General features: G+C 43.4%; 24 protein-coding genes, 1 pseudogene, 1 riboswitch and 1 other annotated feature. All 25 genes and pseudogenes read left to right on the top strand.

Translation table 11 applies throughout. The annotated features are described in order from the left end of the window. Window positions 1–123 precede the first annotated feature (123 nt). The 25 genes and pseudogenes from divIB to pyrP all read left to right on the top strand — a co-directional run bounded on the left by divIB (window position 124) and on the right by pyrP (window position 26749). Window positions 124–915, top strand: coding sequence for a cell division protein DivIB (gene divIB, locus MKY10_RS13445; RefSeq protein ID WP_003232178.1), 792 nt, complete (start codon window positions 124–126; stop codon window positions 913–915). Continuing rightward, window positions 912–1607 (top strand): DUF881 domain-containing protein, encoded by a 696-nt coding sequence (locus tag MKY10_RS13440; protein WP_015252137.1) that lies wholly within the window; start codon window positions 912–914, stop codon window positions 1605–1607. The genes divIB and MKY10_RS13440 overlap by 4 nt, the downstream gene beginning before the upstream one ends. 22 nt (window positions 1608–1629) lie before the next feature. Continuing rightward, the gene (locus MKY10_RS13435; RefSeq protein ID WP_015252136.1) at window positions 1630–2337 is read left to right on the top strand and encodes a DUF881 domain-containing protein; all 708 of its coding nucleotides are present in this window, start codon (window positions 1630–1632) and stop codon (window positions 2335–2337) included. Between the two features lie 17 nt (window positions 2338–2354). Then, entirely contained in the window at window positions 2355–2720 is a 366-nt protein-coding gene (locus MKY10_RS13430) for a small basic family protein (protein ID WP_003238683.1), read from the top strand. A gap of 173 nt (window positions 2721–2893) precedes the next feature. Next, window positions 2894–4216, top strand: coding sequence for a cell division protein FtsA (gene ftsA / locus MKY10_RS13425; protein ID WP_003232169.1), 1323 nt, complete (start codon window positions 2894–2896; stop codon window positions 4214–4216). 35 nt (window positions 4217–4251) lie between these two features. Then, on the top strand, window positions 4252–5400 hold the full coding sequence (gene ftsZ, locus MKY10_RS13420; protein ID WP_003232167.1) for a cell division protein FtsZ: 1149 nt from the start codon (window positions 4252–4254) through the stop codon (window positions 5398–5400). Window positions 5401–5702: 302 nt separating this feature from the next. Continuing rightward, a complete protein-coding gene (locus tag MKY10_RS13415; RefSeq protein ID WP_029726509.1) occupies window positions 5703–10004 on the top strand; it encodes a bacillopeptidase F in 4302 nt (1433 codons plus the stop codon). A 194-nt stretch (window positions 10005–10198) separates the two neighbouring features. Further along, a complete protein-coding gene (spoIIGA, locus tag MKY10_RS13410; protein WP_003232163.1) occupies window positions 10199–11128 on the top strand; it encodes a sigma-E processing peptidase SpoIIGA in 930 nt (309 codons plus the stop codon). A gap of 62 nt (window positions 11129–11190) precedes the next feature. After that, window positions 11191–11910: an RNA polymerase sporulation sigma factor SigE gene (sigE, locus tag MKY10_RS13405; RefSeq protein ID WP_003221446.1), complete on the top strand. Its 720-nt coding sequence runs from the start codon at window positions 11191–11193 to the stop codon at window positions 11908–11910. A 139-nt stretch (window positions 11911–12049) separates the two neighbouring features. After that, on the top strand, window positions 12050–12832 hold the full coding sequence (gene sigG / locus MKY10_RS13400) for an RNA polymerase sporulation sigma factor SigG (RefSeq protein WP_029726508.1): 783 nt from the start codon (window positions 12050–12052) through the stop codon (window positions 12830–12832). Window positions 12833–12979: 147 nt separating this feature from the next. Continuing rightward, window positions 12980–13774 carry an ABC transporter ATP-binding protein gene (locus MKY10_RS13395; RefSeq protein ID WP_014479731.1) on the top strand — a complete coding sequence of 265 codons (795 nt, stop codon included), beginning with the start codon at window positions 12980–12982 and terminating at the stop codon, window positions 13772–13774. A 12-nt stretch (window positions 13775–13786) separates the two neighbouring features. Further along, a riboswitch (TPP riboswitch) is annotated at window positions 13787–13888 on the top strand. Window positions 13889–13975: 87 nt separating this feature from the next. Then, a complete protein-coding gene (ylmB, locus tag MKY10_RS13390; protein ID WP_033883357.1) occupies window positions 13976–15256 on the top strand; it encodes an N-formyl-4-amino-5-aminomethyl-2-methylpyrimidine deformylase in 1281 nt (426 codons plus the stop codon). 82 nt (window positions 15257–15338) lie between these two features. Then, window positions 15339–15584, top strand: a complete 246-nt coding sequence (locus MKY10_RS13385; RefSeq protein WP_003232153.1) for a YlmC/YmxH family sporulation protein — start codon at window positions 15339–15341, stop codon at window positions 15582–15584. Between the two features lie 162 nt (window positions 15585–15746). After that, entirely contained in the window at window positions 15747–16583 is an 837-nt protein-coding gene (gene pgeF, locus MKY10_RS13380; RefSeq protein WP_029726505.1) for a peptidoglycan editing factor PgeF, read from the top strand. A 6-nt stretch (window positions 16584–16589) separates the two neighbouring features. Further along, window positions 16590–17282: a YggS family pyridoxal phosphate-dependent enzyme gene (locus MKY10_RS13375; protein WP_014479734.1), complete on the top strand. Its 693-nt coding sequence runs from the start codon at window positions 16590–16592 to the stop codon at window positions 17280–17282. Next, window positions 17279–17734 carry a cell division protein SepF gene (sepF, locus tag MKY10_RS13370; protein WP_014476753.1) on the top strand — a complete coding sequence of 152 codons (456 nt, stop codon included), beginning with the start codon at window positions 17279–17281 and terminating at the stop codon, window positions 17732–17734. Before MKY10_RS13375 ends, sepF begins: the two co-directional genes overlap by 4 nt. Window positions 17735–17740: 6 nt before the next feature. Continuing rightward, complete coding sequence (locus MKY10_RS13365; RefSeq protein ID WP_014479736.1) at window positions 17741–18013, top strand: YggT family protein; 273 nt, start codon at window positions 17741–17743, stop codon at window positions 18011–18013. 60 nt (window positions 18014–18073) lie between these two features. Continuing rightward, window positions 18074–18847: an RNA-binding protein gene (locus MKY10_RS13360; protein WP_003232140.1), complete on the top strand. Its 774-nt coding sequence runs from the start codon at window positions 18074–18076 to the stop codon at window positions 18845–18847. Between the two features lie 93 nt (window positions 18848–18940). Beyond that, entirely contained in the window at window positions 18941–19435 is a 495-nt protein-coding gene (gene divIVA / locus MKY10_RS13355) for a septum site-determining protein DivIVA (RefSeq protein WP_003221468.1), read from the top strand. Window positions 19436–19497: 62 nt separating this feature from the next. Further along, window positions 19498–19724 (top strand) — a binding site (T-box leader). 52 nt (window positions 19725–19776) lie between these two features. Then, window positions 19777–22542 carry an isoleucine--tRNA ligase gene (ileS, locus tag MKY10_RS13350; RefSeq protein ID WP_015252129.1) on the top strand — a complete coding sequence of 922 codons (2766 nt, stop codon included), beginning with the start codon at window positions 19777–19779 and terminating at the stop codon, window positions 22540–22542. 144 nt (window positions 22543–22686) lie between these two features. Further along, window positions 22687–23060 (top strand): annotated as a pseudogene (gene ylyA / locus MKY10_RS13345) (sporulation-related RNA polymerase-binding protein YlyA). Window positions 23061–23162: 102 nt separating this feature from the next. Next, the gene (gene lspA / locus MKY10_RS13340) at window positions 23163–23627 is read left to right on the top strand and encodes a signal peptidase II (RefSeq protein ID WP_029317775.1); all 465 of its coding nucleotides are present in this window, start codon (window positions 23163–23165) and stop codon (window positions 23625–23627) included. Between the two features lies 1 nt (window position 23628). Beyond that, the gene (locus MKY10_RS13335; protein WP_003245307.1) at window positions 23629–24540 is read left to right on the top strand and encodes an RluA family pseudouridine synthase; all 912 of its coding nucleotides are present in this window, start codon (window positions 23629–23631) and stop codon (window positions 24538–24540) included. A 182-nt stretch (window positions 24541–24722) separates the two neighbouring features. Next, the gene (gene pyrR, locus MKY10_RS13330) at window positions 24723–25268 is read left to right on the top strand and encodes a bifunctional pyrimidine operon transcriptional regulator/uracil phosphoribosyltransferase (RefSeq protein ID WP_003232127.1); all 546 of its coding nucleotides are present in this window, start codon (window positions 24723–24725) and stop codon (window positions 25266–25268) included. A gap of 173 nt (window positions 25269–25441) precedes the next feature. After that, entirely contained in the window at window positions 25442–26749 is a 1308-nt protein-coding gene (pyrP, locus tag MKY10_RS13325) for a uracil permease PyrP (protein ID WP_029317776.1), read from the top strand. The last annotated feature ends 134 nt before the right edge of the window (window positions 26750–26883 follow it).

Genomic DNA, 26883 nt, shown 5'->3' with positions numbered 1-26883 from the left:
TTCTGACTGAAGCTGTTCATATGATATACTGTAAGCAAACGACAAACGGCATCATAGTATGCCGTTTGTTTTGGAATAGACAGACTTTTAACAGCTGTTTCATTTGAATGAGGTGAACAGGCAATGAACCCGGGTCAAGACCGAGAAAAAATCGTTAACATTGAAGAGCGGATCCCTAAAATTAAAGAGCAGAGGAAACAAAAGGCAAACCGCCGTCTCATTTCATTTATTATGCTCTTTTTTATTATGGTGCTGATCATTGTGTACCTGCAAACACCAATCAGTAAAGTATCAACAATCTCTGTTACAGGGAATGAAAATGTATCAAAAAAGGAAATTATCGACCTTTCCGATATTAACAGCGGGGATACTGAGTTTTGGAGTTTGGACAAGCAAAAAACAGAAAAGAAGATTCAGCAAAATAAATTAGTGAAAAAAGCGGAGATCAGCAAATCGCTTCCTAATAAAATCAACATTGCAATCGAAGAATATAAAGCGATTGCTTATTTAGAAAAAGACGATGTGTACTATGAAGTGCTTGAAAACGGCTCAGTTCTGCCAAACGAAGTAACGCCAGATGATGCCGGACCGATTTTAGTGAATTGGACAAACGCGAAGAAGCGGTCTCAAATGGCCAAGCAGCTCGATGCGTTGTCAAATTCGTTAAAACAGTCGATTTCAGAAATTTATTATACGCCTGTAAAAATGGATGAAAACCGTATTAAGTTGTACATGAACGACGGTTATGTTGTCACTGCATCTATTAAAACGTTTGCAGACCGAATGAAGACGTATCCTTCTATCATTTCTCAGCTAAGCAGCAATAAAAAAGGAATCATTCATTTAGAAGTTGCCACCTATTTTGAAGAGTTTGGGAAAAACGATAAGGCTGCTAAAAAGGAAGATGAAAATTGAGGGGCAAATCAGCAGTCCTTCTTTCCTTGATTATGCTTATCGCAGGCTTTTTGATTTCATTTTCTTTTCAAATGACAAAAGAAAACAACAAAAGCGCGGCTGAGACGGAAGAGTGGAAAAAAGAATATGCGCTGAGAGATGAACTTCTGAAACAAGAGAAAGAAAATAAGAAGCTTGAAAAAGAATTATATCAAAAGCAAAACAAAGTCCGCCAGGCGGAAAATAAGCTGAAGAAAGAGAAGTCGGAATACTATAATGTCCTCGAAGATACAGAAAAATACAGGATGTATATTGGGGAAGTCGGTGTGCAGGGAGAAGGCGTTGAGGTGACATTGGAAGATGCGTCATACATACCGGAAGGGGAGAATGTGAATAGTTACATCGTTCACGAAAGCCATATCTTCCAAGTAGTAAACGAAATGTATATCTCAGGAGCGGCAGCTGTCGCCGTTAATGGACAGCGTTTGACGCATGATTCGTATATCAAATGCAATGGTCCTGTGGTAACGGTAGACGGGGTGCAGCATCCCGCTCCATTTACGGTATCCGCTATTGGAGATCCAGATGTCCTGCTGCCCTCGTTAAATATCGCTGGAGGCCTAATTGATCAGCTGTCAATGGATCATATTTCTGTGTCGGCAGAAAAAGAGAAAAACGTACAAATGAAACCGATTCTGAAAACGAAGGAATGACTGAAAAAGCGGGTGAAATAGATTGAAAATAAAGCGTTCCTTCATAAGCATCAGTGTGCTTATGGTCATCTTCGGCCTGATGATATCTGTTCAGTTTAATTCGTTAAAGCACCCCAAAGTCCGGGATACAAGAGATATGTGGGATATTAGGGAAGAGCTGACATCAGAGCAGAAGAAGCAGGAAAAGCTGCTGTCTGAAATAAACAAATATGACAAACTTCTGAATAGCTATTCGCAAACGAAAGAAATGACAAAAGAAACCGCGCTAAATAATACCTTGCAATCCTTAAAAAAAACAGCCGGCATGACCGATATAACAGGTAGCGGAATTGTCATTACGATTTCCCCGCTTTTTTCTGAAAGCTTAACAGGAGAGCCGGTCGAAAATCCGCCTCCGGATTTGCTGAAAAAGCTGATTAATGAACTCAACTCATACGGTGCAGAGCATATCTCGATTAACGAGCGAAGAGTTGTGAATCATACAGTCATCAGAGATATAAACGGCACTACAAAAATAGACGGATACGCCCTTGACGATTATCCTTTAACAGTAAAAGTGCTTGCCAAAGATCCGGACATGTTACACAGCAGAGTGAAGGGGTCAGGCCTTGAGGATCTTTTTGCATCTGAAAATTTAGCATTAAAAGCCGGTAAATCTGAAAGCAAACTAACATTAAAAGCATATGACAGACCACTGGACGTACAACAGCTGAAACTGCTTAAAGACTGAAAAGGAGGAGAATTGTCATGTGGCTGCCCGTGTTGGGACTGGTGCTCGGAATAGCGATTGGACTAATGACAAACTTAACGATACCGAGTGAATACTCAAACTATTTATCGCTTGCGGTGCTTGCCGCACTTGATACATTAATCGGCGGAATCAGGGCGCATTTACAAGGTACATATGATGAAATGGTATTTGTTTCCGGTTTCTTTTTTAATATTATATTGGCAATAAGTTTAGCTTTTCTGGGAGTCCATCTTGGTGTAGACTTGTATTTAGCAGGTATATTCGCATTTGGAGTCAGATTATTTCAGAATATAGCCGTTATCAGAAGAAATCTACTAACAAAGTGGACTCTTTCTAAAAAAAATAAAAAAAATGTGATATAAAAGAGGATATACATAGGATATAACGAATATTTTCAATAAACATAAAATGTGAAAAACACATAAAAATATTCTGTTGTTATTTTTTGTTACACACTTGTAAAGCCACATTCATTGTATTGTTGTTCCGCAAATAATAGAATAGAAATGATCGAAATGTGAGGAGGTGCCATAGAATGAACAACAATGAACTTTACGTCAGTCTTGACATCGGTACGTCCAATACAAAAGTGATCGTCGGAGAAATGACAGATGATTCCCTTAATATTATCGGTGTGGGAAATGTACCGTCTGAAGGGTTGAAAAAAGGCTCAATCGTTGATATAGATGAGACCGTTCATTCTATAAGAAAAGCGTTTGACCAAGCTGAAAGAATGGTAGGTTTTCCGCTTAGAAAAGCTATTGTCGGCGTTAATGGAAATTATATCAATATTCAAGATACAAACGGTGTTGTAGCAGTTTCCAGTGAAAATAAAGAAATTCAGGTTGAAGATGTACGCCGTGTCATGGAGGCGGCACAGGTTGTTTCAGTACCGCACGAACAGCTGATTGTTGACGTCATTCCTAAACAGTTTATCGTAGATGGAAGAGATGAAATCACCGACCCGAAAAAAATGCTGGGTGTGCGTTTAGAAGTAGAGGGCACCTTGATCACCGGTTCAAAAACAATCTTACATAACTTACTCCGCTGCGTTGAAAGAGCTGGTATTGAAATAACTGATATTTGCCTTCAGCCGCTGGCAGCCGGTTCTGCTGCATTATCAAAGGACGAGAAAAACCTTGGTGTGGCTCTCATTGATATAGGGGGAGGGTCAACAACCATTGCCGTATTCCAGAACGGACATCTCACTTCTACCCGTGTCATTCCTCTCGGAGGCGAAAATATCACCAAAGATATCTCCATCGGATTGAGAACGTCAACAGAAGAAGCAGAACGCGTGAAAAAGCAATTTGGACATGCCTACTATGACGAAGCCTCGGAAGATGAAATATTTGAGGTAACCGTTATAGGCACCAATCAAAAACAAACATTTACACAGCAAGAAGCAGCGAATATCATTGAAGCGAGAGTAGAAGAAATTCTTGAAATTGTTTCAGAAGAGCTTCGCAGTATGGGAATTACCGATCTGCCGGGAGGCTTCGTGCTGACAGGAGGACAAGCAGCTATGCCGGGTGTCATGTCTTTGGCACAGGATGTGCTGCAAAACAATGTCAGAGTGGCAAGCCCGAATTATATCGGTGTAAGAGATCCTCAATATATGACGGGAGTGGGCCTGATCCAATTCGCCTGCCGGAATGCAAGAATCCAAGGCAGAAAAATAGGCTTTAAGATGCCTGAAGAAGCGATACAGGAAATCGCAGTCTCATCATCTGAGGAACAAGAGCAGCATCATCACCAAAATGAGGTGCAGCAGCGGCCAAAAGGAAAACAAAAAACACAAGCCGAACATAATAAACAGAGCAAAATGAAAAAACTATTAAGCATGTTTTGGGAATAGATAGATAGTCATTCGGCAGATTAGGAGGATTTAGCATGTTGGAGTTCGAAACAAACATAGACGGCTTAGCATCAATTAAAGTAATCGGAGTAGGAGGCGGTGGTAACAACGCCGTTAACCGAATGATTGAAAATGAAGTGCAAGGAGTAGAGTATATCGCGGTAAACACGGACGCTCAAGCTCTTAACCTGTCAAAAGCAGAAGTGAAAATGCAAATCGGCGCAAAGCTGACTAGAGGATTGGGAGCAGGTGCGAATCCAGAAGTCGGGAAAAAAGCCGCTGAAGAAAGCAAAGAGCAGATTGAAGAAGCACTTAAAGGTGCTGACATGGTATTCGTGACAGCTGGTATGGGCGGCGGAACAGGAACAGGTGCCGCACCGGTTATCGCACAAATCGCGAAAGACTTAGGCGCATTAACTGTCGGCGTTGTGACAAGACCGTTTACCTTCGAAGGACGCAAAAGACAGCTTCAGGCTGCAGGCGGAATCTCGGCAATGAAAGAAGCGGTGGATACACTGATCGTGATCCCGAACGACCGTATCCTTGAAATTGTTGATAAAAACACACCGATGCTTGAAGCATTCCGTGAAGCGGATAACGTACTTCGCCAAGGGGTTCAAGGTATTTCTGACTTGATTGCTACACCTGGTCTTATCAACCTTGACTTTGCTGATGTGAAAACAATCATGTCAAACAAAGGATCTGCTTTGATGGGTATTGGTATTGCTACTGGGGAAAATCGCGCGGCAGAGGCAGCAAAAAAAGCAATTTCCAGCCCGCTTCTTGAAGCGGCCATTGACGGTGCGCAAGGCGTCCTCATGAACATCACTGGAGGAACAAACCTCAGCCTATATGAGGTTCAGGAAGCAGCAGACATTGTCGCTTCGGCGTCTGATCAAGACGTAAACATGATTTTCGGTTCTGTTATTAATGAAAATCTAAAAGATGAGATTGTGGTGACAGTGATTGCAACCGGCTTTATCGAACAAGAGAAGGACGTGACGAAGCCTCAGCGTCCAAGCTTAAATCAAAGCATCAAAACACACAATCAAAGTGTTCCGAAGCGTGAGCCAAAACGTGAGGAGCCTCAGCAGCAGAACACAGTAAGCCGTCATACTTCACAGCCGGCTGATGATACGCTTGACATCCCGACATTCTTAAGAAACCGTAATAAACGCGGCTAAAGTAAAGGACAAAATCGTTTTCGATTTTGTCCTTTTTTGTTTTTCTCTTCACACTTTCCTTCTTATAAAGTCTTTTTCCCTATTGCTTCCTTCGCTTAGTAACAAAACAGATAATTAGACCTATTTATTTTTGTGACATTTCTATCATTTTCATATATATGGAAATTGAATGACATGAAACGACAATATCTGTAATTCAGATTGTCTACAGTTAATATACAGCGATGTTCTGACAAACCATTCATTATTAAAAGGAGGGACGACACTTTTTTTAAAAAGCATGTTGAAAAAGGGGGATGAAAATGAAGAAAAAAACGAAAAACAGACTCATCAGCTCTGTTTTAAGTACAGTTGTCATCAGTTCACTGCTGTTTCCGGGAGCAGCCGGGGCAAGCAGTAAAGTCACCTCACCTTCTGTTAAAAAGGAGCTTCAATCTGCGGAATCCATTCAAAACAAGATTTCGAGTTCATTAAAGAAAAGCTTTAAAAAGAAAGAAAAAACGACTTTTCTGATTAAATTTAAAGATCAGGCTAACACAGAAAAAGCGGCAAAAGCGGCTGTTAAAAAAGCGAAATCGAAGAAGCTGTCTGCTGCTAAGACGGAATATCAAAAGCGTTCTGCTGTTGTGTCATCTTTAAAAGTCACAGCCGATGAATCCCAGCAAGATGTCCTAAAATACTTGAACACCCAGAAAGATAAAGGAAATGCAGACCAAATTCATTCTTATTATGTGGTGAACGGGATTGCTGTTCATGCCTCAAAAGAGGTTATGGAAAAAGTGGCGCAGTTTCCCGAAGTGGAGAAGGTGCTTCCTAATGAGAAACGGCAGCTTTTTAAGTCATCCTCCCCATTTAATATGAAAAAAGCACAGAAAGCTATTAAAGCAACTGACGGTGTGGAATGGAATGTAGACCAAATCGATGCCCCAAAAGCTTGGGCACTTGGATATGATGGAACTGGCACGGTTGTTGCGTCCATTGATACCGGTGTGGAATGGAATCATCCGGCATTAAAAGAGAAATATCGCGGGTATAATCCGGAAAATCCTAATGAGCCTGAAAATGAAATGAACTGGTATGATGCCGTAGCAGGCGAGGCAAGCCCTTATGATGATTTGGCTCATGGAACCCATGTGACAGGCACGATGGTGGGCTCTGAACCTGATGGAACAAATCAAATCGGTGTAGCGCCTGGCGCAAAATGGATTGCTGTTAAAGCGTTCTCTGAAGATGGCGGCACTGATGCTGACATTTTGGAAGCTGGTGAATGGGTTTTAGCACCAAAGGACGCGGAAGGAAATCCCCACCCGGAAATGGCTCCTGATGTTGTCAATAACTCATGGGGAGGGGGCTCTGGACTTGATGAATGGTACAGAGACATGGTCAATGCCTGGCGTGCGGCCGATATTTTCCCAGAGTTTTCAGCGGGGAATACGGATCTCTTTATTCCCGGCGGGCCTGGTTCTATCGCAAATCCGGCAAACTATCCAGAATCGTTTGCAACTGGAGCGACTGATATCAATAAAAAGCTCGCTGACTTTTCTCTTCAAGGGCCATCTCCATATGATGAAACAAAGCCGGAAATATCTGCACCGGGCGTAAATATTCGTTCATCCGTTCCCGGTCAGACATATGAGGATGGATGGGACGGCACATCAATGGCAGGGCCGCATGTATCCGCTGTTGCTGCACTGCTAAAACAGGCGAATGCCTCACTTTCTGTTGATGAGATGGAGGATATATTAACCAGCACGGCTGAACCGCTCACGGATTCAACATTTCCTGATTCACCGAATAACGGATATGGCCATGGTCTGGTGAATGCTTTTGATGCTGTATCCGCTGTTACAGATGGTTTAGGGAAAGCGGAAGGACAAGTTTCTGTAGAGGGGGATGACCAAGAGCCTCCTGTCTATCAGCATGAGAAAGTAACTGAAGCTTATGAAGGTGGCAGCCTGCCATTGACTTTGACAGCTGAAGACAATGTGAGTGTGACATCTGTAAAGCTGTCCTACAAGCTTGATCAAGGTGAATGGACAGAAATAACGGCTAAACGAATCAGCGGTGATCATCTAAAAGGAACGTATCAGGCAGAGATCCCAGATATAAAAGGAACTAAACTAAGCTATAAGTGGATGATTCACGATTTTGGCGGTCATGTCGTTTCGTCTGACGTATACGATGTAACAGTGAAACCAAGCATCACGGCGGGATATAAGCAGGACTTTGAAACTGCACCCGGCGGCTGGGTTGCGAGCGGAACAAATAATAACTGGGAATGGGGAGTTCCGTCAACTGGCCCAAATACAGCAGCATCTGGAGAAAAAGTATATGGAACGAATTTGACAGGAAATTATGCCAACTCAGCAAACATGAACCTTGTTATGCCTCCTGTTAAAGCACCTGATTCAGGAAGTCTGTTCCTTCAATTTAAAAGCTGGCACAATTTAGAGGATGATTTTGATTACGGCTACGTTTTTGTTCTTCCGGAAGGTGAAAAGAATTGGGAGCAGGCTGGTGTCTATAACGGAAAGACATCAAGCTGGACGGACGAAGAAATTGATTTATCGGCTTATAAAGGCCAAAACATTCAAGTGATGTTTAACCTTCAATCTGATGAAAGCATTGCAAAAGAGGGCTGGTATATTGATGATGTAGTGCTTTCTGACAAATCAGCCGGAAAAACAGTCAAAAAGAATAAGCTGGGCGTCGAAAAGCCGTCTGGAAAGCAAAAGAAAAAGCCAGTAAATCCGAAAAAGGCTAAGCCATCTGCAAACACAGCGGTAAAACATCAGAACAAGGCTATACAGCCTCAAGTTTTGCCGCTCAGGGCACAAGTCAGTGTAGTGGAAACAGGAAAATCAACATATTCAGATCAATCCACAGGGCAGTACACGCTGAAGCACAAAGCGGGAGACTATACGCTTATGGCAGAAGCATATGGTTATCAGTCGAAAACACAAAAAGTATCTTTAAAGACGGATCAGACGACACAAGCTAATTTTACGTTAGAAGAGATGAAGAAGGGCACATTAAAAGGCACGGTCATCAATAAAACGACAGGAGAGCCGGTAACAGGCGCTTCCGTTTATGTTGTAGAGGATGCTGCGGTGGAACCGGCTATGACAAACGACAAAGGTGAATATACGCTGGAGGCCTATGAAGGCGCTTATACGATTAAAGTCGCTGCACCGGGTTATTACAGTGATGAATTTTCCGTTGAGTTAAAAGGTGATGTTACAAAAGAAACTGCATTGAAGCCTTTCGTCGGTTATCCGGGTGAAATTGCATATGATGACGGAACAGCGGAGAATGCCAATTCCTATTTTGCTGCCGGTAACGGATGGGCGGTAAAAATGACGCTCGCTGACGGCAAGGACAAAGGCATGCTTACAGGAGGGCTGTTTAGATTCTGGGATACAGAGTTCCCAGATCCGGGCGGCACAGAGTTTAAGGTTGAGGTATACGATGCCACAGGAAAAGACGGAGCACCGGGCAAGAAAATTGCCGGGCCATTTAACGCTGAAGCTCTTCGCAATGGCGAGTGGACTAAGGTAGATCTCAGTTCAAAAGGGATTATGGTCGATAAAGACTTTTATCTCGTATATATCCAGTCGAAACCTGACCCGTATTCACCTGGACTGGCAATGGATGAAACCGGCAAGAATTCCGGCCGCAACTGGCAGTATATAGGTGGACAATGGGAGCCGGGTGACAAAGCAGACGGCAACTATATGATTCGCGCATTAGTTGATTACGAAGCTGCTGTACCTGAGATTACTTCACCGACAGACAAATCATACACAAATAAGGATAGCGTCACTGTAAAAGGAAAAGCTTCTCCTGGTACAACGGTACACATTTATAATGGAGAGAAAGAGGCAGGAGAAACGAAAGCCGCTGCGGATGGCACGTTCCATGCAGGCATCACACTCAACAAGGGTGAAAATGAGCTGACGGCAACTGCATCAACTGACAACGGAACAACAGATGCCTCCAGCCCAATCACGGTCACGCTTGATCAAGAAAAGCCTGAGTTAACGCTGGACAATCCAAAGGATGGCGGGAAAACAAATAAAGAAACGCTGACTGTCAAAGGGGCTGTATCCGATGACAATCTGAAAGACGTCAAGGTGAATGGCAAAAAAGCAACAGTAGCTGATGGTTCATACTCAGCCCGTATTCTTTTGGAAAATGGAAGAAATGAAATCAAGGTGATTGCTACAGACTTGGCAGGCAACAAAACGACGAAAAAGACAGTCATTGATGTGAACTTTGACAAGCCTGTCATTTCCGGCTTAATTCCGGGAGAGGATAAAAACTTAAAAGTCGGTGAATCTGTGAAAATCGCTTTCTCAAGCGCTGAGGATTTGGATGCAACGTTTATCATTCGTATGCCGCTGACGAATGCAAGAGCGAGTGTGCAAAACGCCACCGAACTCCCGTTAAGAGAAATCTCTCCGGGGAGATATGAAGGCTATTGGACAGCCACTTCTTCTATTAAAGCAAAAGGAGCAAAAGTAGAAGTGATCGTACGAGATGATTATGGAAATGAAACTAGAAAAACTGCGAATGGAAAACTTAATATCAACACAGAAAATTAAGTGGAAAAAAGCTGCCGTCATTGGCAGCTTTTTTATATATCCTCTCATTACACTTCCTCGACAAATTAAGCAGATTTCCCTGAAAAATTGTATTTTCCTCTCAACATTAATTGACAGACTTTCCCACAGAGCTTGCTTTATACTTATGAAGCAAGAAGGGGAACAGCGTGAGGCAAGAAAGAAAGGAGTCAGATGTGAAAATCTATTTAGATGTCATTTGGCTGTTAAACTTTTGTTTTGATGCACTTTTGCTTTTGCTCACGGCATTTATTTTAAAACGGCATGTAAAAAAAAGAAGACTGGTAGGCGGAGCGTTCATCGGTTCCAGTATTGTCCTTTTGATGTTTACTCCTTTTTCGCCGATTGTTGAACATCCGGCTGGGAAGCTAGCTTTTTCAGTTGTGATTGTGGTGGTGACATTTGGCTTTAAAAGATTTCGGTTTTTCTTTCAAAATTTGTTTTCCTTTTATTTTGCCACTTTTTTAATGGGGGGAGGAATTATCGGAGCCCATTCTTTGCTGCAGTCAAATTCTATTGTTCAAAACGGTGTCATGATTACCAATCAAACAGGGTTTGGAGACCCGATCAGCTGGTTGTTTATTGTTGGTGGCTTTCCAGCATTATGGTTTTTTTCTAAAAGAAGAATTGAAGATATTGAAACAAAAAACATTCAATATGAGGAACGAGTCAGCGTGCAGGCAGATTTGGGCAGCCAAACACTTCATGTCAGAGGCCTGATTGATTCCGGTAATCAGCTGTACGATCCTCTTACAAAAACACCGGTAATGATCATTTACATTGATAAACTGGAGCCGATTTTCGGAACAGCCGAAACGATGATCATTCGAAACACAGACCCATTGGAAGCCATCGAACAGCTCGATGATTCCTTTCGCTTTTTAGATAAAATGAGATTGATTCCATACAGGGGAGTTGGTCAGCAAAATCAATTTTTATTATGCGTTAAACCGGATCACGTAACGATTATGACAAAAGAAGAAATGATTTCTGCAGATAAATGTTTAATCGGCATCAGCACAACAAAGCTGTCGGCAGATGGAGAGTTTGACGCGATTATTCATCCGAAAATGCTTTCGGGCAAGGCTGTCAAACACGTTTCATAATGTTCGCAAATGTCCGTTACTTATCATACTCAAACGGCGTGACATTTAGAAGGGAGAGGAAGATGAAAAAACTGAAATTACGGTTGACGCACCTCTGGTATAAGCTGCTGATGAAACTTGGGCTGAAAAGTGATGAAGTCTATTACATAGGCGGGAGTGAAGCCCTGCCGCCTCCATTATCTAAAGATGAGGAGCAGGTTTTGTTAATGAAGCTCCCAAACGGCGATCAGGCGGCGCGCGCCATTCTAATTGAACGCAATTTGCGTCTGGTCGTATATATCGCCCGTAAATTTGAAAATACGGGAATTAATATAGAGGATTTAATCAGCATCGGTACCATCGGTCTAATCAAAGCTGTGAATACATTCAATCCAGAAAAGAAAATCAAGCTTGCTACCTATGCCTCCCGGTGTATAGAAAATGAAATCCTGATGTATTTAAGAAGAAATAACAAAATCCGTTCAGAGGTTTCCTTTGATGAACCGCTTAATATTGATTGGGACGGCAATGAGCTTTTGCTTTCTGATGTGCTCGGCACTGACGATGACATCATCACTAAAGACATAGAAGCTAACGTCGATAAAAAGCTTTTGAAAAAAGCGCTTGAACAGCTTAATGAGAGAGAAAAGCAAATCATGGAGCTGCGGTTTGGGCTTGTCGGTGAAGAAGAAAAAACCCAAAAGGATGTAGCGGATATGATGGGGATTTCTCAGTCTTATATTTCGCGGCTTGAGAAAAGAATTATAAAAAGGTTGAGAAAAGAGTTCAACAAAATGGTGTAAAAAATTTTATGGTTAGAACCCCTTGATTTTACAGGGATTTCCTGATTTCGACAGTTTTTCGGTCTGAGTGCAGTGCATATTTTTCCCACCCAAGGAGATACTTAACGTTGTACAGCAGCTCCTGTAGGGAGGGAAAAAAGTGTCGAGAAATAAAGTCGAAATCTGCGGGGTGGATACCTCCAAATTACCAGTACTCAAGAATGAAGAGATGAGAAGGCTGTTTAGGCAGCTGCAGGATGAAGGCGATGATTCAGCAAGAGAAAAGCTTGTAAACGGGAACTTGCGTCTTGTCTTAAGTGTCATTCAACGATTTAATAACAGAGGGGAGTATGTTGATGACTTATTTCAAGTCGGCTGCATCGGACTAATGAAATCCATTGATAATTTTGACCTAAGCCACAATGTTAAGTTTTCAACATACGCTGTACCTATGATTATCGGAGAGATCCGCAGGTATTTACGCGATAATAACCCGATCCGTGTCTCAAGATCACTCCGGGACATCGCTTACAAGGCGCTTCAGGTAAGAGAGCGGTTAATCAGTGAGACAAGCAAGGAGCCGACTGCAGAAGACATCGCAAAAGTTCTTGAAGTACCGCATGAGGAAATTGTATTTGCGCTTGATGCCATCCAGGATCCGGTTTCTCTATTTGAACCGATCTATAACGACGGCGGAGACCCGATCTATGTGATGGACCAAATCAGTGATGAGCGTAACACAGATTCACAATGGATTGAAGAGCTGGCTTTAAAAGAGGGCATGAGAAGGCTGAATGATAGGGAAAAAATGATTTTGAGAAAGCGATTCTTCCAAGGGAAAACCCAAATGGAAGTCGCCGAGGAAATCGGAATTTCTCAGGCGCAGGTGTCCAGACTTGAAAAAGCGGCTATCAAACAAATGAATAAAAATATTCATCAATAATGAAAAGCCTTTAAAACGATGTTGTTTTAAAGGCTTTTCTATTGATTACGGATGGTTTACGTTTTGGAAAAAGTAAGGTATCCTAGTTCGTACAAAGTTTTATGAAAATTAAAACAATTATAAAAGGCAATAAAGAGGAGGACCACGATGATTTTGCAGCTTGACAATGTCTCACTAAAACGGAATGGGAAATGGATACTGAGAGATATTCATTGGAAGGTGGAAGAAAAGGAAAATTGGGTGCTTTACGGCCTAAATGGCGCCGGGAAGACAGCGCTGTTAAATATGCTTTGCTCATATTATTTTCCAACATCAGGCGAGATGCAGGTGCTTGGCCATGAATTTGGCAAAACAGAGCTTGGGGAAAAGCTCAGACGTAAAATTGGCCTCGTCTCAGCAGCTCTTCAGCAAAAATTGTATCCGGCAGATTCAGCCTTTGAAATTGCTTTGAGCGGAGCTTACGCTTCGATTGGGTTATATGAAACGCCAAGTAAGGAAACCAGGGAAAAAGCGATTGGTTTGTTAGAGGACTTGGGAGCAATTGAATATGCCGATCGCCGCTATGAAACCCTTTCTCAAGGGGAAAAACAAAGAGCGTTGATTGCTAGAGCACTAATGGCCGATCCGGAGTTGCTGATACTGGATGAACCAGTCACAGGGCTGGATTTTATTGCCCGGGAAAAGTTGTTAGATACGATTACATACATTGCAAACAAAGAAAATGCACCATCTATCCTTTATGTGACTCATCATGCTGAAGAAATTCTGCCTGTCTTTGATAAAGCCCTTTTATTAAAACAGGGAGAGGTCTTTGGATCCGGAGAAATAAAGGAAATGCTTACTGATCAAGTACTTTCCGCTTTTTTTGATACGCCAATCCATGTATTATGGAATCAGGATCGGCCGTTTTTAACAAGAGCTGAGCCGATAACGAATGCCTGACAAACATATATAGATTCATCCTAGGGGTGCTTTGCGAAGCTGAGAGAGACTTTGTCTCAACCCTTTTGACCTGATCTGGATCATGCCAGCGGAGGGAAGCGGTGAAAAGCGGAGTACATCGGACTTCGTTTGTTTTTATTAAGCCGTTTCATCACATTTGAAACGGCTTTTTTGATTTTAAAGAATAGGAGCGGATTTACATTGGATCAACAAATAGACTCTTTGCAAAAAAAAGTGGAAGAACAAAAGGAGGAGCTTATTCAGCTTGCTAAAACACTGATTTCTTATCAAACACCCGCTCCGCCTGCAAGAAATACAGAGGGCATTCAGTCATGGATTGCGGGATTTTTAAATGAATTGGGATTCTCGATCGACAAATGGGATGTGTACCCTGGAGATCCCAATGTTGTCGGCAAGCTAAAGGGAACAGATTCAGCAGATTATTATAGCCTGATTATCAATGGTCATGTAGATGTGGCAGAGGTAAAAGAGGATGAAGAATGGAAGCACGATCCGTTTCATCCCATTGAAAAAAACGGTCTCTTAATCGGGCGAGGCGCTTCCGATATGAAGGGCGGAATGGCTTGTGTGCTGTTTGCTGTCAAATTAATTCGTGAAGCCGGCATTGAGCTTCCAGGTGATCTGATTCTGCAATCGGTTATTGGGGAGGAAGTTGGAGAGGCCGGCACACTTGAATGCTGCAAGAGGGGCTACCACGCTGATTTTGCAATTGTCGCGGATACGAGCGATATGCATATTCAAGGCCAAGGGGGTGTCATTACAGGCTGGATCGAAATCAAAAGCAGTCAAACATTTCATGATGGAACGAGACGGAATATGATTCACGCAGGCGGAGGAACATTCGGAGCAAGCGCAATTGAAAAAATGGCAAAAATCATTGCGGGGCTCGGTGAACTTGAGCGCCACTGGTCTATTATGAAAAGTTATCCCGGTTTTAAACCAGGCACAAATACGATTAACCCGGCAGTTATAGAAGGCGGCAGACATGCGGCTTTTATAGCGGACGAATGCCGGCTGTGGATCACAGTCCATTTTTATCCGAATGAAACCCATGACCAAGTGGCAGCGGAAATAGAGGATTACGTCAATCGGCTGAGTGACAGTGATATTTGGCTTAGGGAAAACCGCCCTGTATTCAAGTGGGGAGGCTCATCTATGATAGAAGACAGAGGAGAAATTTTTCCGGCATTGGAAGTTGACCCTGGCCACCCAGGCGTCTTAGCGCTAACTGCCTCTCATCAGAAAGTGAAACGGGAGTGTCCAATTATTGACGTTTCTCAATCAGTTACAGATGGCGGATGGCTGTATGATGCCGGTATTCCATGCGTAATATACGGTCCTGGAGATCTGCACAATGCACACTCTGTGAACGAGAAGGTATCGATTGAGCAGCTAGTAGAGTATACAAAAATTATACTCGATTTTATCATCAGCTGGTGCAGCCGGAAAAAAGAACAATGACATGAAAATTTCTTCTTGCTGACAAGGTTCAGCCTGCCCGTTCATATACTTGAACAAAAGGACGGAAAAAGGACGTGATGGAATGATCAGCATTTCAGAATTTCAGGTAAAAGATGTTGTCAATGTCTCAAACGGAAAAAAGCTGGGGAGTATTGGTGATATTGATATCAATGTGACTACTGGAAAAATTCAGGCGATCATACTCGGAGGAAATGGGAAAGTTCTCGGATTTTTTGGAAAAGAAGAGGAATTGGTCATTCCATGGCGAAATATAGTAAAAATCGGGGAAGATGTAATCTTAGTCCGATTAAGTGAACCACATGCATAAACCTGCTTGTCTGCCGCAGATTGGCAAATGCCGGAAGTCTCGATTCTTCCGGCACATTTCATTTAGAAATATGCAAATCGGCGCTCAACGAATGCAGTAAGATGTGGTAAAATAAGTGGGAAATTCCGCTTTTTTAAATGTTTGTCGAAAGGTTGGATCATCATGAATACATATCACCCATTCAGTCTTACCACACCCTCGACACTCATGATACAAGACTGGGTTCAAACGAATCAAAACAACAAAAAAGTCATTGCCGGATTTACGACAAAAAACGGCGGTGTCAGCCAAAAGCCTTTTGAATCGTTAAATACAGGATTGCACGTTCATGACAAAGATGCAGATGTAGTTAAAAATCGTGAATATATTGCCGATATGTTTAATACTGATTTGCAGTCTTGGGTATTCGCTGATCAGACACATGATAATCGCGTTCAGAAAGTGACGCAGAGGGATAGGGGAAAAGGCGCCCGTGAGTATCACACGGCTCTAAAAGCAACGGACGGGCTATATACAAATGAAAAAAATGTATTTTTAGCATTATGCTTTGCTGATTGTGTGCCTCTTTTCTTTTATGATCCGGTTAAGTCGCTTGTCGGAGTCGCCCATGCCGGGTGGAAAGGCACCGTCAAACAGATTGGCAGAGAAATGGTGAAGCAATGGATTGAGAAGGAAGGTTCAAATCCCTCAGATATTTACGCTGTTATTGGCCCGTCTATCAGCGGTGCATGCTATACGGTAGACGACCGCGTCATGGATGCTGTCCGCGCATTGCCGGTTTCAGCAGACCTTGCCGTTAATCAGACGGCAAAGGCACAATATCAGCTTGATCTGAAAGAGCTGAACCGTCTTATACTGATGGACAGCGGTTTGGCAAGTGAACAAATTTCTGTCAGCGGTTTATGCACGGAAAGCGAGCCGTCTCTTTTCTATTCTCACCGCCGCGATCAGGGGAAAACTGGACGGATGATGTCCTTTATCGGAATAAAGGAGGCATAAAAGATCTTGCGTGTTGTTGATAATTTACGACATATAAACGAACGAATAAACGAAGCATGTAACAGATCGGGCCGCAGCTCCGATGAAGTTACGGTTATTGCAGTCACTAAATATGTATCACCTGAAAGAGCACAGGAGGCAGTAGATGCTGGCATCACCTGCCTCGGAGAGAATCGGGATGCGGAACTGCTCCGCAAACAGGAATTGATGAAAGGGAATCCGGAATGGCATTTTATCGGCAGTCTGCAATCAAGAAAAGCAAAATCTGTCGTCAATGCGGTTTCCTATATCCATTCCCTAGACCGGCTCTCATTAGCGAAAGAAATTGAAAAACGGGCTGAAGGTACTGTACGATGCTTTGTGCAGGTCAATACCTCTCTTGAGCCTTCTAAACACGGCATGAAAAAAGAAGAAGTCATTCCATTCATACAGGAGCTTTCCGGTTTCGAACATATCCTTGTTGCCGGGCTGATGACAATGGCTCCGCTGACTGATGATCAAGATCAGATCAGAAGCTGTTTCAGGTCGCTGAGAGAACTCCGTGACCAGGTTCAGAAGCTGAACCAGCCGAACGCTCCGTGTACTGAACTGTCGATGGGCATGTCAAATGATTTTGAAATTGCAATTGAAGAAGGAGCTACTTATATTAGAATCGGCTCATCGTTAGTCGGAAATGAAACAGGGGGTGTACAGCAATGAGTATGAAAAATAAACTGAAAAACTTTTTCTCAATGGAAGATGAAGAATACGAATATGAATATATTGAGACAGAGCGGGAATCTCATGAGGAGCATGAGCAAAAAGAAAAGCCGGCTTATACGGGGAATAAACCTGCAGGCAAACAGAATGTAGTGAGCTTGCAAAGTGTTCAGAAATCCTCTAAAGTGGTGTTGAGTGAGCCGCGCGTTTATGCGGAGGCGCAGGAAATAGCCGACCATTTGAAGAACCGGCGGGCAGTTGTCGTCAATCTTCAGCGGATACAGCATGACCAGGCGAAGCGGATTGTTGACTTTTTAAGCGGAACCGTTTATGCCATCGGCGGCGATATTCAAAGAATCGGCTCAGATATTTTCCTCTGCACGCCTGACAACGTAGATGTATCAGGCACAATTTCTGAGCTCATATCTGAAGACGAACATCAGAGGTGGTAAAGCGAGATGATCCTTTATCAAGTTTTTTCGGTTTTAAACTTATTAATCACAATATACTCATTTGCCCTGATCATATATATTTTTATGTCATGGGTGCCGAGTACGAGGGAAACAGCAGTCGGACGTTTTTTAGCTTCGATTTGTGAACCATATCTCGAACCATTCAGAAAAATCATCCCTCCGATTGCAATGCTGGATATTTCACCAATCGTAGCAATACTTGTGCTTCGGTTTGCGACAACCGGCTTGTGGGGGCTTTATCGCATGATTGCGTTTTAATGTGACAGTTTGATAGGGGCTTGGCAGCAGCCAAGCCTCTTTACATAGAAGGGAAAGACGATGAGCGATATATATCAGCACTTCAGAAAAGACGAGCGGGCCTTTATTGATCAGGCGCTCGAATGGAAAAGAATTGTCCAGGAGCAGTACCGGATGAAGCTGACCGACTTTTTAGACCCCCGAGAGCAGGTCATCCTCTCTGCTGTTACGGGACAGGCAGATGTCGGGCTTGCCTTTTCCGGCGGCTATGACAGAGCGGAGCGGAAACGGGCGATTCTGTTTCCAGAGTACATTACTCCGGAAGAATCGGATTTTGAATTGCAGGCGTTTAACGTCCGTTATGCTGACAAGTTTGTCTCAGTAGATCATCGTTCTCTGCTTGGTGCATTAATGGGCATAGGATTAAAGCGGCAAAAATTCGGTGACATCGTGTTTTCTGAGACAGCAGTGCAATTGATTGTCTCAGCCGATACCGCTGATTTTGTGGCTGCACAGCTGACCCAAGCAGGCAAAGCGGCGGTCAGCCTAGAGAAAATTGACTTGTCAGACCTTAACATTCCAGCAGTTGATGTCGAAATAAGAGATGACACGGTTTCTTCTTTAAGGCTTGACGCCGTCTGCGCCTCTATGAGCAGGCAATCCCGCCAGAAATCACAGACGCTTGTGAAAAACGGCCTTGTGAAAGTGAACTGGAAGGTGGTTGAAGATCCTTCATACATAGTCGCGGAAGGGGACATGCTGTCAATCAGAGGTTTTGGCCGGTGCAGCTTAACAAAAATCGAAGGAAAAACCAAAAAAGACAAATGGAGAGTTACGTTTGAACGACAAAAATAGTCGGTTTTTCAGTTTTTTTCTCCATCTGTGCGAAATTTGTTTTATAATGTGAACTAGATAACCGTACTGAAATGTAAAAATGGAGGTGGCATCATGCCATTAACGCCAAATGATATTCACAACAAGACGTTTACAAAAAGTTTTCGCGGATATGATGAAGATGAAGTAAATGAATTCCTAGCCCAAGTCAGAAAAGATTACGAAATTGTTCTCCGCAAGAAAACTGAGCTTGAAGCGAAAGTCAATGAGCTTGATGAAAGAATCGGACACTTTGCCAATATTGAGGAAACATTGAATAAATCAATTTTAGTTGCTCAAGAAGCGGCTGAAGACGTAAAACGCAATTCTCAAAAAGAAGCAAAGCTGATCGTTCGGGAAGCGGAGAAAAACGCTGATCGCATTATCAACGAATCGTTATCAAAATCAAGAAAAATTGCAATGGAAATTGAAGAGCTGAAAAAACAGTCTAAAGTGTTCAGAACACGTTTCCAAATGCTGATTGAAGCTCAGCTTGATCTTCTGAAAAATGACGATTGGGATCATCTCCTTGAGTATGAAGTCGACGCTGTATTTGAGGAAAAGGAATAAATTCTTTGATTATCTTGACATTTTCTTAGCTTGTCGAATATAATACGTTCATAAATTCAGATGAAAAAACGGTTGAAAGGGACAGTCATGTTTCCTTCAGGCCTTCATAGCGACCCGGAGATGGTGAGAGTCCGGGATGGCCGGAATCATGTAGATCAGCCCTTTAGTTTCCTTGCTGAACTCACAGTAGGTTAGGACGTTCATCACGTTACGATGCTCAAGAGGAAAAAGTGTATGCTTGCTTTTTCTAAAAGGGTGGTACCGCGAGATAAGCTTTCTCGTCCCTTATGGGATGAGAGGGCTTTTTTTATTTTCTGAAAAAATGCAGTGGAGGAATGAAAATGGATTTTAAAGACACGCTCTTAATGCCGAAAACAGATTTCCCGATGCGTGGAAATTTGCCAAACCGTGAGCCTGACATTCAAAAAAAATGGGAGGAAGAAGATATCTACCGTCTTGTTCAGGAACGGACGAAAGACCGCCCGAAATTTGTTTTACATGACGGACCTCCGTATGCAAACGGCGACATCCATATGGGCCATGCACTTAACAAGATTTTGAAAGACTTCATTGTCCGCTATAAATCAATGAGCGGCTACAACGCACCGTATGTGCCGGGCTGGGATACACACGGATTGCCAATTGAAACAGCTCTGACAAAAAACAAAAAGGTCAACCGCAAAGAAATGTCAGTAGCGGAATTCCGCAAACTGTGCGAAGAGTACGCTTGGAAGCAAATCGAGGGACAGCGTGAGCAATTCAAACGTCTTGGTGTCCGCGGTGACTGGGAAAACCCATATGTGACATTAAAACCGGAATACGAAGCGCAGCAAATCCGCGTATTTGGTGAAATGGCAAAACGAGGCTACATTTACAAAGGCCTTAAACCGGTTAACTGGTCGCCTTCAAGTGAGTCTGCTCTGGCTGAAGCCGAGATCGAATATCAAGACAAACGTTCAGCATCTATTTACGTCGCTTTTGGTGTAAAAGACGGAAAAGGCGTTCTTGAAAACGGCGAGCGCATCATCATTTGGACAACAACGCCTTGGACAATTCCGGCGAACCTCGGAATCTCAGTGCACCCTGATCTTGAGTACAGCGTGATTGCAGTAGGTGAAGACCGCTTTGTCGTAGCAAGTGCCTTAGTCGAAAATGTTGCATCGGCATGCGGATTTGATCAGTATGAAGTGACAAGAACGGTCAAAGGGAAAGATCTTGAGAACATTATCGCTGAACACCCGCTATATGGCAGAGACTCTCTCGTTATGCTTGGTGAACACGTAACAACTGATGCCGGAACAGGCTGTGTTCATACAGCGCCAGGACATGGGGAAGATGACTTTATCATCGGCCAAAAATACGGTTTAGATGTGCTTTGCCCGGTCGATGAAAAAGGTGTAATGACAAGCGAAGCTCCTGGCTTTGAAGGCATGTTCTATGATGATGCAAACAAAGCGATCACACAGCAGCTTGAAGAAAAAGGCGCACTTGTGAAGCTTGAATTCATTACTCACTCTTATCCGCATGATTGGAGAACAAAAAAACCAACCATTTTCAGAGCGACAGCGCAATGGTTTGCGTCTATTAAAGATTTCAGATCAGACCTGCTGGATGCCATTAAAGAAACCAAATGGGTGCCTGAATGGGGCGAGCAGCGTTTGCACAACATGGTTCGGGACCGCGGAGACTGGTGTATTTCCAGACAGCGTGCGTGGGGTGTGCCGATTCCGGTATTTTACGCTGAAAACGGAGAACCGATTATTACAGATGAAACCATTGAACATGTTTCTGAATTGTTCAGACAGCACGGATCAAACATTTGGTTTGAAAAAGAAGCAAAGGATCTTCTTCCGGAAGGCTTTACGCATCCTGGCAGCCCGAACGGCACATTTACAAAAGAACAGGATATCATGGATGTTTGGTTTGATTCAGGCTCTTCACATCAAGCAGTGCTTGAAGAACGTGATGACCTCGTTCGCCCGGCTGATTTATACCTAGAGGGATCTGACCAATATCGCGGCTGGTTTAACTCTTCTCTTTCTACAGCAGTAGCGGTAACAGGGAAAGCGCCGTATAAAGGAGTGCTCAGCCATGGGTTCGCACTGGATGGAGAAGGACGCAAGATGAGTAAATCAATCGGTAACGTTGTTGTTCCGGCTAAAGTCATGAAACAGCTTGGTGCCGACATCTTAAGATTATGGGTATCTTCAGTGGATTATCAGGCGGACGTTCGTGTGTCTGACGCCATTCTAAAGCAGGTTGCGGAAGTATATCGTAAAATCCGCAACACGTTCCGTTTCCTTCACGGCAACCTTTTCGATTTTGATCCAAAAACAAATGCGGTGGCTGTCGAAGATCTTCGTGAAGTGGATCAGTATATGCTGATTAAGCTGAACAAGCTGATTGATAAAGTGAAAAAAGCGTATGATGAGTACGAATTTGCGGTTGTGTATCACAGCATTCATAATTTCTGCACAATCGAATTGAGCTCATTCTACCTTGATTTTGCAAAAGATATTGTCTACATCGAGCATGCGGATCATCCGGATAGACGCAGCATGCAGACAGTATTCTACGAAACGCTTCTTGCATTAGTGAAGCTTTCAGCGCCTATCCTTCCACATACGGCAGACGAATTGTGGTCTCATTTAACATTTGTTGAAGAGCAGAGCGTTCAGCTGACCGATATGCCGGAAACAATCGCGGTTCCAAACAGTGAAGCGACTGAAGAAAAATTTGACCGCTTTATGGCTCTTCGTGATGACGTGTTAAAAGCATTAGAAACTGCGAGAAATGAAAAAATTATCGGTAAATCTTTGGAAGCAAACCTGAAGTTGTATCCAAACAAAGAAAACAAGGAGCTCTTGGCTTCCATAAAAGAAAACCTTTCTCAGCTGTTTATTGTGTCTGAACTGACAATCAGCGAAGAAAATGAAGCGCCGAACGATGCGCAAAGCTTTGCGACGGGTAAAATCGCTGTCGAGAAAGCGGAAGGCGAAATGTGTGAGAGATCTCGTGTGATTTCAAAAGATGTAGGGGCAAATCCGAAATATCCTACACTTTCATTACGCAACGCTGAAATCGTTGAAAAATACTATCAAAAATAATGCAAAAGAGCCCGGCGTAAAAGCCGGGCTTTTTTTGTGCCAAGAGTGACATCCTTTAGAACGAAAGGAAAAATCTTATGGGCTTTAGATCATCATTCATAGGCAACAATAAAGGTACTACGTTAAGAGCAGGAGTTGTGAAGAATGAATGATCAACTGACCGCAATTTATACGGAACTTCTTCTGATGAAAGAAGAATTACAGTCGAGATTATTTGAGTATTCTTGCTTTCAGGTTTCTACAAGCCCGCAAGCAGCAATCAATCATAAACAAAAAGCAACTCTGATCTATCATATTAAAGAAGAGCTTCAAGACGTTCTCCTTGCATTGTCCAAAATCGAAAACGGCACATTCGGATACTGTGAAGAAACCGGGGCTCCCATTCCTCTTTCAAAGCTGGCAGTGCTGCCGACGGCCCGAACAGCAAACGATTTTCTTTATTCTGTCCAATTTGAGAAAAAAACGCTTCCGATATGAAATCAACGGATATCGAATATGGTCAGGCACTGTATGAATAACAGTGTCTGGCCGGTTATTATGCCTGATATTTCTTTACTCCAGTGCTTTTTATTGATAAAATGCATAATGGATTAAAGTAACCGTAAACTGGAGGAACGTTTGTGCTGTATTATATGATTGCACTACTTATTATTGCAGCCGATCAATTGACAAAATGGCTAGTTGTTAAGAACATGGAACTTGGCCAAAGCATTCCGATCATTGATCAGGTATTCTATATCACCTCCCATCGCAATACGGGTGCTGCATGGGGGATATTAGCGGGTCAGATGTGGTTTTTCTACCTCATAACAACCGCTGTTATTATTGGTATTGTTTATTACATACAGCGTTATACAAAGGGACAAAGGCTTCTTGGCGTTGCCCTCGGACTTATGCTTGGCGGTGCCATCGGCAACTTTATCGATCGGGCTGTCAGACAGGAAGTTGTGGATTTTATCCATGTTATTATTGTCAATTACAATTATCCGATATTTAACATCGCGGACTCTTCACTATGTGTCGGCGTAATGCTTTTATTTATACAAATGCTGTTGGACAGCAGGAAAAAGAAAAAGGAGCAATAGCATGAATCAAATTGATATAACCGCTTCAGAAGAACAAAAAAGTGAGCGGATTGATAAATTTTTGGCATCGACTGAGAATGATTGGTCAAGAACCCAGGTTCAGCAATGGGTAAAAGACGGACAGGTTGTCGTGAACGGAAGCGCGGTGAAAGCGAATTATAAAATTCAGCCGGGTGATCAGGTGACCGTCACTGTACCCGAACCGGAAGCGCTCGACGTCCTGGCAGAGCCTATGGATCTGGATATTTATTATGAGGACCAGGATGTGCTGGTTGTCAATAAACCTCGCGGAATGGTTGTTCACCCAGCACCCGGGCATCTTACGGGCACACTTGTAAACGGCCTTATGGCTCATTGCACAGACCTTTCCGGAATAAATGGCGTGATGCGTCCGGGTATTGTTCACAGAATCGATAAGGACACGTCCGGTTTATTAATGGTGGCGAAAAATGATATGGCGCACGAGTCACTTGTAAACCAATTGGTCAACAAAACGGTCACGCGGAAATATACGGCAGTTGTCCACGGGCTTATTTCTCACGATGATGGCACAATTGACGCGCCGATCGGACGAGATAAGAAAGACCGTCAAAGCATGACTGTGACACGTGATGGCAAAAACGCTGTCACTCATTTTCATGTACTAGAGCGTTTTCAGGATTTTACGTTAGTGGAATGCCAGCTTGAAACAGGGAGAACCCATCAAATTCGTGTTCATATGAAATATATCGGATTCCCATTAGCAGGCGATCCGAAATACGGCCCAAGAAAAACAATTGACTTTAATGGCCAAGCGCTTCACGCGGGAGTTTTAGGTTTTGACCATCCACGAACAGGAGAATATGTCGAATTTGAAGCGCCGCTTCCTGAGGATATGGCAGAATTAATCGAAAACCTCAGAAAAAACGGTTGACAGAGGGTTTCTTTTCTGAAATAATAAACGAAGCTGAATAGATTCTTTAAAACAGTCCAGAGAGGCTGAGAAGGATAACGGATTGACGGGATGCGTGTATAGGCGCGCACCTTGTCCTAAAACCCCTCTATGCTCTGGCAGGAGGGGTTTTTTCTTCTATATGAACTGTGAGGTGTCACACATTGAATCAAAAAGCTGTCATTCTCGACGAACAGGCAATCAGACGGGCGCTGACCAGGATTGCTCACGAAATGATCGAACGCAATAAAGGAATGAATAACTGCATCCTTGTCGGCATTAAGACAAGAGGGATTTACCTGGCAAAACGCCTTGCGGAACGCATTGAACAGATTGAGGGAAATCCTGTTACAGTCGGTGAAATTGATATTACTCTTTACAGAGACGATCTTTCTAAAAAAACGAGCAACGATGAACCGCTTGTAAAAGGTGCAGATATTCCGGTAGATATCACAGATCAAAAAGTCATTCTCGTTGATGATGTTCTGTATACCGGAAGAACAGTCAGAGCAGGAATGGATGCGCTTGTTGATGTAGGCAGACCTTCCTCCATTCAGCTTGCAGTGCTTGTGGACAGAGGACACCGGGAGCTGCCGATCCGAGCGGATTATATCGGGAAAAACATCCCGACATCAAAGTCAGAAAAGGTTATGGTTCAGCTTGATGAGGTAGACCAAAACGATCTCGTCGCCATTTATGAAAACGAATAATAGATCACCTTTTTAAGGGCAATCCAGAGAGGTTGCAAAGAGGTGCACAACAAAGGCCCAAAAAGTATTCGGCAGGTCTTTGTATGCCTCTTTGCGTAAAAATGCAAAGAGGTTTTTTTATACAGTCATTGAGTCATCCTAAAATGAAAGTCAACAATCAGGGGGAAATCATCATGAGTAAGAAAAAAGTAAATTTAGGGGTCAGGGATGTCCCGACACCTTTCTCTTGGGTTTCATTCAGCCTTCAGCATTTGTTTGCCATGTTTGGCTCAACCATTTTGGTTCCGAAGCTCGTCGGAATGAGTCCTGCTGTGGCGTTGGTGACAAGCGGCATCGGAACACTGGCGTACCTTCTTATTACGAAAGGGCAAATTCCGGCGTATCTCGGTTCGTCCTTCGCCTTTATTTCTCCGATCATTCTGGTAAAAGCGACCGGCGGGCCGGGAGCGGCAATGGTTGGGGCGTTTCTTGCAGGGCTGGTGTACGGGCTGATTGCCTTATTGATTAGGCAGCTTGGAACAGGATGGCTGATGAAGATTCTCCCGCCTGTAGTCGTAGGGCCTGTTATTATCGTCATCGGGCTGGGACTGGCAAGCACTGCGGTAAACATGGCGATGTATGCTGATCCAAACGCGAGTGAGTTGGTCTACAGCTTAAAGCACTTTAGTGTCGCAGGAGTTACGCTGGCAATCACGATTATTTGTGCGATTTTCTTACGAGGATTTTTAAGCCTGATTCCGGTTCTGATCGGAATCATCGGCGGATACTTGTTCGCCCTTACTCAAGGGATTGTCAACTTCCAGCCGGTGCTTGACGCGAAATGGTTTGCAGTGCCTGAATTTATCATTCCGTTCAAAGATTATTCACCGTCAGTTACACTCGGCATCGCAGCCGCAATGGTTCCTGTCGCATTTGTCACAATGTCAGAGCATATCGGCCACCAAATGGTGCTGAGCAAGGTTGTCGGACAAGACTTCATTAAAAAGCCGGGACTGCATCGCTCCATTATGGGTGACAGCGTGGCGACAATTCTTGCTTCTCTGATCGGCGGCCCTCCGACAACGACTTACGGAGAAAACATTGGCGTGCTGGCCATCACAAGAGTATTCAGCGTCTTTGTCATCGGAGGAGCGGCAGTGATTGCCTGTTGCTTCGGCTTTATCGGCAAAATTTCAGCGCTGATCAGTTCAGTGCCGTCAGCGGTCATGGGAGGCGTCTCCTTCCTGCTGTTCGGAATCATTGCTTCAAGCGGCCTGAGAATGCTGATTGACAACAAAATTGATTATGAAAACAACAGAAACCTCATTATTACATCAGTTATCCTTGTCATCGGGGTAGGAGGCGCTTTTATCCAAGTGTCTCAAGGCGGATTCCAAGTGTCAGGAATGGCGCTTGCCGCAATTGTCGGTGTCATCTTAAACCTGATTCTTCCGCATGCGAAGGAAGAGCAGACAGACACATCTGAACAACATCATATCTAAAACCTTTTAATGAAAGTCCAGAGAGGCTTGGAAGGGTTATGAAGAGAAGGAAGCTTCAATGCTGCCCTCTATTTAACCATACCCCGAGTCTATCTTAGACCGGGGTTTTTTTCAGCCTTAAGTTGAAAAGAGAG

Source organism: Bacillus sp. FSL P4-0290, from assembly GCF_037975435.1.
Lineage (GTDB): Bacteria > Bacillota > Bacilli > Bacillales > Bacillaceae > Bacillus > Bacillus subtilis.
Note: the sequence above shows the minus strand (reverse complement) of the source record. Positions and strands in the feature narration are given on the sequence as shown.